Origin of the sequence: Luteolibacter ambystomatis, from assembly GCF_018137965.1 — a bacterium.
Lineage (GTDB): Bacteria > Verrucomicrobiota > Verrucomicrobiia > Verrucomicrobiales > Akkermansiaceae > Luteolibacter > Luteolibacter ambystomatis.
The window spans coordinates 3,321,333-3,334,472 of record NZ_CP073100.1 but is presented as its reverse complement, the minus strand read 5'-3'; the positions used below and the strand labels follow the sequence as shown (position 1 = coordinate 3,334,472).

At 62.4% G+C, this 13,140-nt stretch carries 13 protein-coding genes and 2 tRNA genes; 10 read left to right on the top strand and 5 right to left on the bottom strand.

Annotated elements, in window-relative coordinates; genetic code table 11:
- Positions 1 to 2 precede the first annotated feature (2 nt).
- The 5 genes from KBB96_RS12660 to KBB96_RS12640 all read right to left on the bottom strand — a co-directional run bounded on the left by KBB96_RS12660 (position 3) and on the right by KBB96_RS12640 (position 7,286).
- Positions 3 to 680 carry a response regulator transcription factor gene (locus tag KBB96_RS12660; protein ID WP_211629810.1) on the bottom strand — a complete coding sequence of 226 codons (678 nt, stop codon included), beginning with the start codon at positions 678 to 680 and terminating at the stop codon, positions 3 to 5.
- On the bottom strand, positions 661 to 2,277 hold the full coding sequence (locus KBB96_RS12655; RefSeq protein WP_211629809.1) for a sensor histidine kinase: 1,617 nt from the start codon (positions 2,275 to 2,277) through the stop codon (positions 661 to 663). The genes KBB96_RS12660 and KBB96_RS12655 overlap by 20 nt, the downstream gene beginning before the upstream one ends.
- A 22-nt stretch (positions 2,278 to 2,299) precedes the next feature.
- A complete protein-coding gene (locus KBB96_RS12650; RefSeq protein ID WP_211629808.1) occupies positions 2,300 to 5,029 on the bottom strand; it encodes an ankyrin repeat domain-containing protein in 2,730 nt (909 codons plus the stop codon).
- A 66-nt stretch (positions 5,030 to 5,095) separates the two neighbouring features.
- On the bottom strand, positions 5,096 to 5,923 hold the full coding sequence (locus KBB96_RS12645) for an NAD-dependent epimerase/dehydratase family protein (protein ID WP_211629807.1): 828 nt from the start codon (positions 5,921 to 5,923) through the stop codon (positions 5,096 to 5,098).
- 13 nt (positions 5,924 to 5,936) lie between these two features.
- The gene (locus tag KBB96_RS12640; protein ID WP_211629806.1) at positions 5,937 to 7,286 is read right to left on the bottom strand and encodes an N-acetylmuramoyl-L-alanine amidase; all 1,350 of its coding nucleotides are present in this window, start codon (positions 7,284 to 7,286) and stop codon (positions 5,937 to 5,939) included.
- Between the two features lie 81 nt (positions 7,287 to 7,367).
- On the opposite strand from KBB96_RS12640, the gene KBB96_RS12635 reads away from it, so the two are divergent.
- The 10 genes from KBB96_RS12635 to rplL all read left to right on the top strand — a co-directional run bounded on the left by KBB96_RS12635 (position 7,368) and on the right by rplL (position 13,093).
- Complete coding sequence (locus KBB96_RS12635; RefSeq protein ID WP_211629805.1) at positions 7,368 to 8,204, top strand: TIGR00282 family metallophosphoesterase; 837 nt, start codon at positions 7,368 to 7,370, stop codon at positions 8,202 to 8,204.
- 186 nt (positions 8,205 to 8,390) lie between these two features.
- A tRNA-Thr gene (locus tag KBB96_RS12630) sits at positions 8,391 to 8,465 on the top strand.
- A 50-nt stretch (positions 8,466 to 8,515) separates the two neighbouring features.
- A complete protein-coding gene (gene tuf / locus KBB96_RS12625) occupies positions 8,516 to 9,700 on the top strand; it encodes an elongation factor Tu (RefSeq protein WP_211629804.1) in 1,185 nt (394 codons plus the stop codon).
- 101 nt (positions 9,701 to 9,801) lie between these two features.
- Positions 9,802 to 9,876: transfer RNA gene (locus KBB96_RS12620), tRNA-Trp, on the top strand.
- Between the two features lie 31 nt (positions 9,877 to 9,907).
- A complete protein-coding gene (locus KBB96_RS12615) occupies positions 9,908 to 10,129 on the top strand; it encodes a preprotein translocase subunit SecE (protein WP_211629803.1) in 222 nt (73 codons plus the stop codon).
- A 51-nt stretch (positions 10,130 to 10,180) separates the two neighbouring features.
- Positions 10,181 to 10,750: a transcription termination/antitermination protein NusG gene (nusG, locus tag KBB96_RS12610; RefSeq protein WP_211629802.1), complete on the top strand. Its 570-nt coding sequence runs from the start codon at positions 10,181 to 10,183 to the stop codon at positions 10,748 to 10,750.
- 74 nt (positions 10,751 to 10,824) lie between these two features.
- Positions 10,825 to 11,253, top strand: a complete 429-nt coding sequence (rplK, locus tag KBB96_RS12605; RefSeq protein ID WP_211629801.1) for a 50S ribosomal protein L11 — start codon at positions 10,825 to 10,827, stop codon at positions 11,251 to 11,253.
- Positions 11,254 to 11,342: 89 nt separating this feature from the next.
- A complete protein-coding gene (gene rplA, locus KBB96_RS12600; RefSeq protein ID WP_211629800.1) occupies positions 11,343 to 12,050 on the top strand; it encodes a 50S ribosomal protein L1 in 708 nt (235 codons plus the stop codon).
- Positions 12,051 to 12,064: 14 nt separating this feature from the next.
- Positions 12,065 to 12,589: a 50S ribosomal protein L10 gene (gene rplJ / locus KBB96_RS12595; protein ID WP_211629799.1), complete on the top strand. Its 525-nt coding sequence runs from the start codon at positions 12,065 to 12,067 to the stop codon at positions 12,587 to 12,589.
- A 129-nt stretch (positions 12,590 to 12,718) separates the two neighbouring features.
- Entirely contained in the window at positions 12,719 to 13,093 is a 375-nt protein-coding gene (rplL, locus tag KBB96_RS12590) for a 50S ribosomal protein L7/L12 (protein WP_211629798.1), read from the top strand.
- Positions 13,094 to 13,140 lie beyond the last annotated feature (47 nt).

Sequence of the window (13,140 nt, the reverse complement as noted above, 5' to 3'; positions counted from 1 at the left end):
GATCACGGGACCAGCCGGTATCCCGTGCCACGCACCGTGATGAGATGGCGGGGCGCTGCCGGATCGGCCTCGATCTTGGTTCGCAAGGCGGCGATGAAATTGTCCACCGTGCGGGTGGAGGGATAGGCATTGTAGCCCCAGACCACATCCAGAAAGCGCTCGCGGGACACCGGTTCATCCGGATGCGCGGCCAGCAGGCGCAGCATTCCCGCTTCCTTGTCTGAAAGCGGAAGCTCGGCACCGCTGCGATGCACGATCTGCTTTTTGAAATCCAGCGTGACCGATCCAAGCTGCACCGTCTCCGGCACCGCGCTTTTTTGTTCGTGACGGCGGAGCAACGCGCGGACGCGCGCGAGAAGTTCGCGCAGGCTGAAAGGCTTCACCAGATAGTCGTCCGCGCCATTGTCCAGGCCCTCCACGCGATCATCCACCTGGCCCTTGGCGGTGAGCATGAGGATGGGGAAGAGCCGGCCGCGCTTCCGCAGCTCCCGGCATACGGAGAAGCCATCGAGGACCGGCATCATCACGTCGAGCAGGACCAGATCGAAAGTTTCCGTGCATGCGATCTCCAGCCCCTCTTCTCCGTTTTCGGCAGAGCGTACACGGTAGCCTTCCGCGGAAAGCGTTTCGACCAATGCGGTGCGCATCGGCAGTTCGTCTTCAATGACCAGCAGGCGCATGGAGGGGGATCACGAGGGTGAAGGTGCTGCCGCTGTTCGGACGGCTGTCGAGTTCGACCTTGCCACCATGGGCTTCGGCGATGGCTTTGACCAGGCTGAGGCCGATGCCGGTGCCCTGCGTTTCCCGGCGCAATTCGTCTCCGGGGCGGTAGAAGCGTTCGAAGATCCGTGCATGCTCGGACCTGGGGATGCCGGGGCCGTGATCTCTCACGGCGAGCCGCCAGCAGCGGTCATCGGAGGCTAGGATGACTTCGATGCCGCTGTCGGGAGGGGAGAACTTGATCGCATTGTCGAGCAGGTTGATCAGTGCCTGCTGGAGAGCCGCCCCATCCACTTCCGGTTCCGCTGTGAAAACACCGTGGATGAATCCCAGCGCGATCCGCTTCTCCGCGGCGGGAGGTTCCATCACCTTCATCGTGTCCGCAACCAGCGACACCATGTCGGTCGGCTCGAAGTGCCAGCGCTTCCGCCCTTGTTCGATGCGGGCGAAATCGAGGACATTCTCGATCAGATGGGACAGCCGCTTTCCCTCGCGTGAAATGAGGCGATGGAATTCCGCGGCGGTTTCCGGTGCCACCTTTCCCGCATCGAGGGCATCCGCCATCAATCGGATCGATCCCACCGGCGCGCGCAGTTCGTGCGAGACGCTGGCGACGAAGTGGCTCTTCAATTCGTTGAGGCGGCGTTCGCGCGCGAGAGTGCGATGGAGCAGCGCCATGCCACCCAAGGCCGTGACGGCGGATGCCACGACCATCACCAGCGACAGACGTTCCTGTGCGGCCAGCCCCGCCTCCACGACTCCCGCCTTCGGGGGCATGATCTGGATCGAGAGACCGGGGTAGCCGGAGACTTCCTGTTCGGCTGTCGGCTTGTTGTGGTACGGGTATCCATCGACGCCGACAATCTCAGCCCGGGCGCTCCACCCCGGGGTTTTTACAAGAGCCGGCAGTTTCGCCATCCAGTCCGGAGGCACCGTGAGGTGCTTCCCATTGTCCAGCCACGAGGTGCCCACCCACTGTCTGGCATCCGGAGGAAGCGCGGCGGCCCATTCCCGGAGAGATTGCCGCGAGGGCCAGGCCAACGCGTCCGGACCGATTGGTTCATTGGCTGCTTGTTCCAACAGCAAGCCGGTCATCACCGAGGGCGCTTCGTGAGTGACCAAGCGCTCGAATTCTTTTGCATCGGGGGACATTGTTTGGTCCGTCCGTGTCACTCCCGGAGCAGCCGCTTCCGTGATCTCCAAAATCCGGAAGGCCGCGAGCGCGCGCACGGGCAGACCCGAGGTGGTCAGTCCGGCGGCGGGATCATCCCGCAACTTCCGGAGTTCCTCGGCGGTGGCGGCCGCCTCCAATTTCCGGCTCCAGGTGTCGTCGGCCTGTGGGATGGGAGGGTCGGGATAGTTGGGAATGCTGATGGCGGTGAGATCCATTTCCTTCCGGATCTCCAGCGCGCAGGCCAAGGCCAGACGCCGTGCCTCCTCCCCCTGCTCATGTATGAGTTCCACACGCCGCGCATGCGCGCCCCGCCACGCCAGCACCGAGAGCAATACCATCGGCACCAGCACCAAGGCGGCGAGCAGCGGGAAGCGGACTTTCATCAATGACGCTGGGGACTGGTGGTTACCGACCCGGAGTATTCGGGGCGCTTCGTGGCCGGGGCGGGCGGACCCCTTGAGGCAACAGGCCGGATTTCGATTCAATCCGGTCGCCATCCTGCAGCAGGACCGCAGGGACGCTGACCTCGCTGGTTTTGCCATTCCGGGTCAGGTTGATCGTGCCGGCATCCGAATACCCCCACCCGCGCAGCGCCTCGGCGAGCCTGAGTGGAGTCCTGTTCCTGGCGGAGCGTTCGACCGGCACCGGCCCATAGGAGGAAGGCAGCATCGTGGCCGGAGCATAGAGGATGTCCTTGGCAATGGATTGTCCTCCGCTCACCAGGGTGACCTGACCGGACAGTGCCTTGGTGAACAGGCGGCTTTGTGCTTCGTTGAAGCCGGCCCATGGGACATCGGTTGTGCCGGGGAGCGTCTTCAGCTCCACGATGTCACCGGGAACGAGAGGTTGATCGAGAAGCCTGGCCTCCGCGGAGGTCGTTTCATTGGTGCAACGTGAAGCCGCTTCATCGATGTTCACGTCGATGATTGTTTCGCCGCCATCGGAGTTCTGCCGGCGGATGCGGACGTGGGCGAGATCCGGATGGGGCAGCAGGGTTCGAACTCCATGCATGCGCTCGAGCAATTTCAGAGGAGTGGAAGGATAGGGAAGGTTGTCGGGCCAGCGGATGCCGGTGTAGCAGTCGGCAATGGCTTGGAACAAGGTGGGCGGGAGGAATTGCCTCTCTGCTTCTTCCCGGGAGAAGAAAGGGTCTTCCCCCAAGCGGAGATCGAACCACAAATCCGGAGAGACGACCCGGACTTCGTCCTTCCGGCGCTCTTGCTTGTCACGGTGGATGACCAGACGGTCTCCCGCACGCAGCGGCTTGTCGGAACCGGGGTCGTTCGGATCGATCGAAATGGGCCCGGCCGATCCTTTCCGGTGAATGGTGATCGTGATGTGCTGGTCGGGGATATGGTCAAACAAGAGCCCGGCCAGTTCGCGGGAGCCGAGCCACGGAGCCACCGGCTTGGTGGGATCATAGACGAGGCAGTCGCCATGCAGTGTCAGGGCTTGTTCCCTGCCATTCAGCTCCACGATGATCGGCACCACCACATGTTGCAGGAGAGAGGTTCCGATTTCATCGCTCCATCCGGAGCTGGACGATCCGGAACGGGGAGGGGTGCTCTGCTTGTAACCCACCATCAGGATGTCACCCCATTGCAACTCCGGATAGGGTGCGGGATTTCCAAAATCGAATGGAATGGTGAGATAGCCTCCTTCCTGCTTGCGGCGATAGAGAGTCAGTTCCGTGGCGGGCGTGGAAGCGCTCAGGAACTTCACCTCAAGCAGGAGCGCCGCCGGGCAACCGAGTGCATCATTCTTGTCACGATCGGCTAGAATGGGGGTTGTGGTGATGAAGTTGTTGTCGGAGTCGGTTTTGCCCGGGGCGCCATCGCTCATATGGCCACCGACACTGACGATGATCCGGACTTTGGACTCCTGGCTCCAAACCGGAAACGCGTAACGCTGCAGAAGTTCCAACCTGGCATTTTCGCCGGAGGGCGTGAATCCGCTGGCAATCCATCCGGGCTCCGGCACCGCGCCACGGTCGAGCAGCAGCTTGAGTGATTCGACATTGTCCGAGAAGGCCGCGCGCTGGAGCAGCGAGCGGCTGCCCGGCACCGGTGTCTTCAGGTCGGCTCCCGCGGCCAGCAGTTGAGAGAGAATTTCGGTGCCGGTTTTCGTGGATATATCTGCGGCCAGCGCGAGAGGGGTGGCTTCGGTGTAGCTGCTCGCCACATTCAGGTTCGCGCGCTTCTCGATCAGCAGGGCGACCATGCCCGCATGCTTGTTGGCGATGGCTGCGAAAAGCGGATTTGCATACGACGTGGTGAGCCCTTCCACCCGGATGCTCCTGCCTTCCTCCAGTGGACCTTGATTGACGTCGGCACCGTGCTCCAGGAGCAGCCTGGCGATGTCCAGATGGTTCCTGGTGGCCGCGAGACCCAATGGAGGATAGTGGCTGGGGATGTCTCCCGCGCGTTCGGACAAGGGCGTGATGCCGGATTCCAACAGCAGTTTGACGATGGCGGTGTTGCCCGCGTTGACGGCACAGCAGAGCGCCTTCTTGGCGAGATCCCCCTTCTGATCGACTCCGCGGCTGAGGATCGCTTTGACGATATTCAGGTGGCCGATGGTCGCGGCTTTGACCAACCCGTTGCCCACGGCCTCCCGGTTGGCCGCCACACCATGATCGAGCAGGAAAACGATGGGGCGCTCCCAGCCTTTCTGGATGTTATCGAGGAAGAAGTCGTCCTTGCGAAGCAGGTCCGGGCTGGATTGGAGCAGCTTTTCCAGCCTCTGGACTTCGCGGGATTCGTCATCCTCCTGTATGGGGCCGGGAGAGGTGGTGTCGGCCACTCCCAGCTTGGCCAGCGCCTCGCGGCTCAACTTCGCTTGCGGATCGGCGTCCGGATAACGCGTGAGCAGCCGCTGATAGAGGGCGATGGCCTCGTCCCTGCGATCCTGCTTGCGGCGGATTTCCGCCAGCCGGAAGAGCGCATTGGCGATGAAAGGCTCGTCGGCTGCGGCGCGGGAAAGCACCCGGTTGTAGTTCCGGGCGGCCTCCTCGCTGTCTTGGGAAACTTCCTCGGCGAAGAGGCCGTCGCGCAACAGTTCGTTCAGCGGAGGCGCGGAGGTCTGGGCGGCGGCTGCGGCGAGGGTGAGTGCGGAAGCGAGAACGATTGATCTCATGCAAGGATGACAGCCGGTTTCATCTCCGGATGTGTCATGGAATTGTCATGAAATCGAGGGATTTGCTCAGAGCGTGGTCGCGAGGTATGGTGCGGCGTCGAGGAAAGATGGATAGAGCGGTTCCCAACCGGTGGCGCGGAGTTTCGCATTCGAGACCCGTTTGTGGGTCCAGCCGCGTTTGCGGTTGAGGTCACGCGGGCCGGAGGGCGGCAGCGGTTTTTCGAAAATCGAAGCGAGCGCTGTGTAGACCTCCAACTGGGTGAGGGGGTGCGAGTCGCCGACGTTGTAAATTTGAGATTTCAAATCTGAAATATCAGATGGAGAAGATGCCAGATGCAGGATGGCGCGGGCGGCGTCGTCGCGATGGATTTGATTCAGATAGCGGCGGCCGTCTTCCTCGATCACCGCTTCACCATTGAGAAACTTCTTCAGGATCACGCTGCGGTGCGGGCCATAGATGCCGGCCAGACGTGTAACGATGCCGCTGGAGGCGAGAACGAGCTCTTCCGTCTCACGGAGAATCAGCCCCGTCTCGCGATCCGGTTCGGCGTCGCTATCCTCCGTCACCACCGAGCCATCGGTTTGCGCATACACGGACGTGCTGGAGGTAAAGAGCAGGGGGATGCCGGGAAAGGTCGCGACAAGATGGCGGCAGCCTTCCAAATAGACCGCGCGGTAGGCCTCCGGACCACCCCGGCCCGAAGCGGCGCAGTGGACGAGGAAGTCGGGCTGCTCGTCCGCGAGGGCAGCCACCTGGGCGGCGGACGAAAGATCACAGGAACGTGTGCCATCACCACCGGAGAGGGAAGTGGCGGTGATGTCCCAGCCTGCGGTCAGGAATTCGCGGGAAATGGCTTGGCCCAGGTAGCCGTGGCCGCAGAGGAGTAGTTTCAAGAGAGGGGCGATGCTAGTGTTCGGGCAGCAGCGGCTCGCCCTGCCGGACCTTGGCATAGTGGGTTTTCAACCCGTTGGCCACTGCTCCGGCGTACTCGCGGAAAATGGAGGGCAGCAGCTTGCCATCGATCTCACGCGTCCCCTCGTAGTCTCCGGCCTGGATACGGTTGTAGTCGTGCCGGGAGTTCATCACATACGGCTCCATGAAGATCACCGGGCAATCGTAGAGCCGGTTGGCGAGCAGGTTGCGCGCCCACAGATAGGGATTTCCATCCACCATCCGGGCGTTCCGCGAGAGAGGGTTGTAAGTGTAGGGCGGCAGACCGGTGGACGAATAGAAGGAGGCGGCCACGTCCGCACCCACGGCGGCTTCCTCGGCATGCGTGCGCTGGAGGAGCTTGCGAAGCATCTCGTAACGCTGGTCGGCGAGGGCGAGCTCTTCGTCGGTATAGCCGCCGTTGAGCAGCAGGTGGCAGTGGGAATGATCGGTCAGCGAGGGATTGGATGCATGGCCCCACGCCTCGGCATTGAAATGCAGGCAGAGAACGAGATCCGGTTTGAGGGTGCGGTTCACATACTCCGCCCGGGCGCGGATTTCGGCCGTGCGGTAGAACAGGCGCTCGGCGGTCTTGCGGACATCGCCGCCGGGATCGGTTGCTGCCTCCGCCGCTGCCATCAGGGTTTCCGGGCGCAGCGGGGTGAGGGGCTTGGAGTCGTTGCGGACGAGCGTGACGGTCGCGCCGAGCGATTCCAGTTCCGGCTTCAACAGCCGGGCGACTGCGAGGGTGAGATCGCCCTCGCAGACCGGTGGAGCCTCGCCGATGGCAAACCAGCGTTCCTCCATCTTCGCCCACTCCCCGCCGATGTGGCCGGGGTCGATCGCGATGCGGAGTCCCTCCAGCGGGCGCTCCGGGGGCGCGGGCGGCAATTCCCGGGCGGTCCGCCAATGCCGCGGAGCAGGGGAAGTGTGATCCGGAGCGGCGAAGCGCAGATGGAAGCGCAGGCCGCTGTCGCTGGCGTCGGTCGCGATCACCGCCTCCTGGTCGTTGATGGAGAAGTAACTCCGCCATCCGCTGCCGGTGGTGAAGATGGTATCCAGCAACTGCTCGAAATCCTTCCGGCTGATGGTGCCCTGATAGGCATCGAGCGCCGCCCAGTCCGGGGCGTCCCCCAGCGGTCCAAGATGACGCTCGGGTTCCGGAGTGGTGGTTTCTCCCGGTGGGGAGGCCGGAATCGTCGTCACCGCGGGCCGTTCGGTGGCGGGAAGGACGACCGGTTTCTCCGGCTGGCGCAGCGCCAGCCAGCTGCCCGCGGCGAGGATAACCAGCACAAGAAACGCCAGTGCTTTGGTGCAGAGCGACATGGGGGAATTCGGTTGTCGGTGGCGGATCGGGGTGGTTAGTTCGGCCGGTGGGCCTTCAGGCCGCATACGTTTTTCCGCATCATGTCCTCTCTCCGCATCTTGTTTCTGGGTGACGTCGTCGGCGAGCCGGGCCGCAAGGCTGTCATCGCCCAATTACCCCGCTTCCGCGAGGAAGAAGGAGTCGATTTCATCATCGTCAATGGCGAAAACGCCGCCGGCGGCCGGGGAATCACGCCGCGGATCACCATTGATCTCCTGCGCGCGGGGGCCGCGGTCGTCACCACCGGTGATCACGTCTGGGATCAGCCGGAAATCGTGGATTATTTTCCGACCGAGCCGCGCCTTTTACGCCCCCTGAACTATCCGGAGGGCACGCCGGGCGGTGGTTCTGTGGTGCTGGAAACGGCGAAGGGCAAGGTCGGCGTGGTGCAGGTACAGGGCCGCTCGTTCATCCAGCCGCCGCTGGAAAACCCGTTTCTGGCTGCGGAGGCCGAGGTCGAGCGTCTGCGGGCGGACGGGGTGAACATCATCGTCTGCGAGATCCATGCCGAGACCACCAGCGAGAAGATCGCCATGGGCAGGCTGTTGGACGGCAAGGCTTCCTTCGTGGTCGGGACCCACACCCACGTCCAGACGGCGGACGAGCGCATTTTCCCCGGAGGCACCGGCTTCCTGACGGATGCTGGCATGTGCGGCCCGGAGGATTCCGTGCTCGGGCGCTCGGTGGAATCGGTGGTGTGGCGGTTCCGCACCGGATTGCCGACCCGTTTTCCCGTGGCGAAAGGTCCGGTGCGCCTGTGCGGCGCGATCGTGGATGTGGATACGGAGACCGGAAAATGCATTTCGGTGCGCCGGGTCTCCCATTTGGTCGAGGCGGAGGCACCCGAACCGGCCGCGGCAACTCCTCAAACCCTTTGAAATCAGAGGCCCGGCGAAAATCTTCTTTCCAAGGATATTTTTTTTGACAGAGTCGACGGCTTTGTTCAACTTCCGCCCGCTTTCCCCGCCAGGGCCGACACCGGTTCCGCGGCCGGTTCCGGATTCAACTCCGGAGCAGACCGCGGAATTTTTGTCCTCCGGTGGGAGAGGTGTACAACGCCAGTTGCTCGTGTAGCTCAGGGGTAGAGCGCATCCTTGGTAAGGATGAGGTCGGGGGTTCAATTCCCCCCACGAGCTCCAGCGGTGTTGTCCGCTTCATCCGGCAACTCTCACGCGAACCAACAACCACCATGGCTAAAGAATCCTTCCAGCGTAACAAGCCGCACGTCAACATCGGCACCATCGGCCACGTTGACCACGGCAAGACCACCCTCACCGCCGCGATCACGAACACCCTCGCTGAAAAGGGCTTCGCTCAGGCCAAGAACTACGCCGATATCGACGCCGCTCCGGAAGAGCGCGAGCGCGGTATCACGATCAACACCGCTCACGTCGAATACGAGACCGACATCCGCCACTACGCGCACGTCGACTGCCCCGGCCACGCCGACTACGTGAAGAACATGATCACCGGCGCCGCCCAGATGGACGGTGGCATCCTCGTTGTTTCCGCCGCTGACGGCCCGATGCCGCAGACCCGCGAGCACATCCTTCTCGCCCGCCAGGTCGGCGTGCCGGCTCTCGTGGTGTTCATGAACAAGGTCGACCTTGTTGATGACGAAGAGCTCCTCGAGCTCGTCGAGATGGAAGTCCGCGATCTCCTCTCCACCTACGAATTCCCGGGTGACGACATCCCGGTCGTGAAGGGTTCCGCCAAGGCCGCCCTCGATGGCGACGCCAAGTACAAGGAAGCCATCCTCAAGCTGATGGAAGCCGTCGACTCCTACATCCCGGAGCCGGAGCGTCCGATCGACAAGCCCTTCCTCATGCCGATCGAAGACGTGTTCTCGATCGAAGGTCGCGGAACGGTCTGCACCGGCCGTGTCGAGCGTGGCATCATCAAGAAGATGGAAGAAGTCGAAATCGTTGGTATCCGCGACACGCAGAAGACCACCGTCACCGACATCGAAATGTTCCGCAAGCTGCTCGACGAAGGTCGTGCGGGTGACAACGTCGGTCTCCTCCTCCGCGGTCTGAAGAAGGACCAGCTTGAGCGTGGCCAGGTCATCGCCAAGCCGGGCACCGTGAAGCCTCACCGCAAGTTCAAGGGCGAAATCTACGTCCTGTCCAAGGAAGAAGGCGGCCGTCACACCCCGTTCTTCTCCAACTATCGTCCGCAGTTCTACTTCCGCACCACCGACGTGACCGGCAGCATCAAGCTTCCGGAAGGCGTTGAAATGGTGATGCCGGGTGACAACGTCAACCTCGAGGTTGAGCTCATCACCCCGATCGCCATGGAGCAGACCATGCGCTTCGCCATTCGCGAAGGTGGCCGCACCGTCGGCGCCGGCCGCGTGGGCGACATCCTTGACTAATATTTCGCGAAGAGCTTTCAATCCGCGCGCCATGCGCGGATTGGAACGCTGGATTCCGGGGCATTCCGGCTAAAACCGGACTGCCCCGCAGTCGCCTCAACACGGCAGTAGTTCAATGGTAGAGCACCGGTCTCCAAAACCGGGTGTTGTAGGTTCGAGTCCTACCTGCCGTGCCATTTTCCCTCTCATCCCCGCAAAGCAGACTTCATGAAACTCGGCAGCTTCATCGGCGAGACCCTCGGAGAACTCCGCAAAGCCAGCTGGCCCTGGGAGTCCGATCCGAAGATCAAGGGCGTCAAGAAGTACAAAGAACTGATCGACTCCACGGTCGTGGTTTTGATCGCGATGGTGCTCGTCGCGGGCTTTGTCCAATTCTGGGACTTCCTCCACGTCGAGATCGTTACCTTCCTCACCAATTTCGGACACTGAAGCGCCCTTGACGGCACTTCGGTTTCCATTTTTTTATTTCCGACCTTCCTCATGCCAGCCATCCCGCCCGCCAAAGACCAGTGGTACGTGGTCCACGTCCTCTCCGGTCAGGAATCCAAGGTCCGCGAGCGCATCCTCCGCCAAGCCGAAGCCGAGGAGCTGGGTGACTGTGTGTTCGACGCTCTCGTTCCGACCGAAATGGTCTCCGAGATCCGCCGCGGCAAAAAGACCGAAACCAAGCGCAAGTTCTTCCCGGGATACATCCTGGTGAACATGAGCCTCATCACCGAAGACAACCAGCTCGTCGAGAAGGCCTGGTACTTCATCAAGGAGATGGAAGGCGTGATCGGCTTCGCCGGCACCAAGGACCGTCCGATCCCGATGCGTCCGCGCGAGGTTGAGGGAATGCTGGCCCAGATCCGCGAGCGGGAGGAAAATGTCCGCCCCGCCATCACTTTTGAAGTCGGAGACACCGTCAAGGTGGCCGACGGCCCCTTCCAGAGCCAGACCGGCATCGTGGAAGAAATCGACCCGGAACGCGGCAAGCTCCGCGTCTCGGTCACCATTTTCGGCCGCAGCACGCCGGTTGAACTGGAATACTGGCAGGTTGAGCGCGCCTGAAGCCCTCCCGGTGCCGGACCGGTTTTCCTCCGGTTCCTCCGATCTCAAGAACGTCACTGTAACTCCCTATCACCATGGCCAAGGAAGTCGTCAAACTCATCAAGCTCCAGATTCCAGCCGGAGCCGCCAATCCGTCCCCGCCCGTCGGTCCCGCCCTCGGTCAGGCAGGCGTCAACATCATGGCCTTCTGCAAGGACTTCAATGCCACCACGCAGAGCCAGTCCGGTGACATCCTCCCGGTCGTGATCTCGGTCTACAAGGACAAGACCTTCTCTTACATCACCAAGAAGCCCCCCGCAGGCAACCTTCTCAAGAAGGCCGCCGGTCTGGCCTCGGGCTCCGGTGAGCCGAACAAGAAGAAGGTCGGCAAGATCTCCAAGGAAAAGCTCATGGAGGTCGTGAAGATCAAGATGCCGGACCTCAACACCAAGGACCCGGAAGCCGCCGCCCGCATCCTGGCCGGCACCGCCCGCCAGATGGGTCTCGAGATCGAAGGCTACTAATGCTCTCAGCCGGACGGTGAAAATCGTCCGGCACCCGCAGGAGGGTTCCGACAAGCGGAATCCGACCGAACTGCAAACCAAACACCACCATGGCCAAACACCGCAGCAAACGCTACGTCTCGGCTGTCGCGCTCGTCGAAGCCGGCAAGTCCTACACGCTCAGCGACGCCGTCGGAACCGTGAAGAAATTCCCGGCTCCGAAGTTCGATCCCACCGTCACGATCTCCTTCCACCTCGGAGTGGATCCCCGCAAGAGCGACCAGATGGTCCGCGGTTCCGTCTCGCTGCCACACGGCACGGGTAAGAACGTCCGCGTCGCCGTCTTCGCCCAGGGTGCCGCCGCCGAAGCCGCCAAGGCTGCCGGTGCGGAATTCGTCGGTTACGAAGACCTCATCGCCAAGGTGCAGGGTGGCTTCACCGATTTCGATGCCGCGATCGCCACGCCGGACGCGATGACCGAAGTCCGCAAGATCGCCCGCGTCCTCGGTCCCCGCGGCCTCATGCCGAACCCGAAAACCGGCACCGTGACGGATGACGTCGCCAAGGCCGTCAAGGAAGTGAAGGCCGGTCGCGTCGACTTCAAGCTCGACAAGAACGGCAACGTTTCCGGCCCCGTCGGCAAGTCCTCTTTCTCCCCGGAGCAGCTCATCGAGAACACCCAGGCGTTCGTCGACAGCGTGGTCCGTGCCAAGCCCGCCTCCGCGAAGGGCAACTACATCCAGAGCGCTACCCTCGCCGCCACCATGCTGCCGGGCCTGCCGCTTGAATCGGCCACCTACACCAAGGCATCCGCCTGAACCACGGAACGACCATGAATCCCGATAAGAAAATCATCATCGACGGGCTGCTCGACCGGGTGAACACCTCCCCGTACGTGATCGTGATCGATTACACCGGCATGACGGTGCAGCAGTTCACCGAACTGCGCAACCGCCTCTCGGACGGCGGTGCCAAGTGCCTCGTTGCCAAGAACAGCTACATGAAGAAGGCGCTGGCGGAAGCCGGTCTGCCGGACATCGCTGACGGTCTCGTTGGCCAGACCGCTTTCGTCACCGGCGAGAGCGAGGTCTTCGCCGCCGCCAAGGCCATCAAGAACTTCGAGAAGGAGTTCAAGAAGCCGGAAATGAAGATCGGCATCCTCGACGGCGCCATCCTCTCCGCGGACAAGCTCAAGGCCATCGCCGACATCCCGTCCCGCGAAGCCATCCTGTCCTCGCTGCTTGGCACCATCCTCGAGCCGGCCGCGAGCATCGCCCGCGTCATCAAGGCGAAGTTCAACCCGGATTCCGACGAATCCACGGAAGAAGCTCCGGCCGCCGAAGCGGCTGCCGAATAAACAATCTGAACAGACGGCGGTGGCATCTCCGTGCCACCGCCTGAACCCACAATGGTTCCTCGTCGGAAGGGGGCCCCTTCTGAAATGCCCGGAGCTCCGGGCGCGACGATACCGCAAAGGAGAAACACAATGGCTAATATCGAACAACTCGTTGAAGAACTCGGCAAGCTCACCGTCCTGGAAGCCGCCGACCTCGTGAAGAAACTGGAAGAAGCCTGGGGCGTTTCCGCCGCAGCTCCTGTCGCCGCCGCCGGCCCTGCCGCTGGTCCTGCGGAAGCCGTCGAAGAGAAGACCGAATTCGACGTCGTCATCACCGACGGTGGTGCGAACAAGATCGCCGTCATCAAGGCGGTCCGCGAAGTTTCCCCTGGTCTCGGCCTGGCCGATGCCAAGAAGCTTGTCGAAAGCGCTCCGGCGAAGATCCTCGAAGGCGTCGCCAAGGACGCTGCCGAAGCCGCCAAGAAAAAGCTCGAAGAAGCTGGCGCCAAGATCGAGCTCAAGTAACTTCACATTCCGGATTTTCTCCAGGGCGGCTTCGTGCCGCCCTGGAG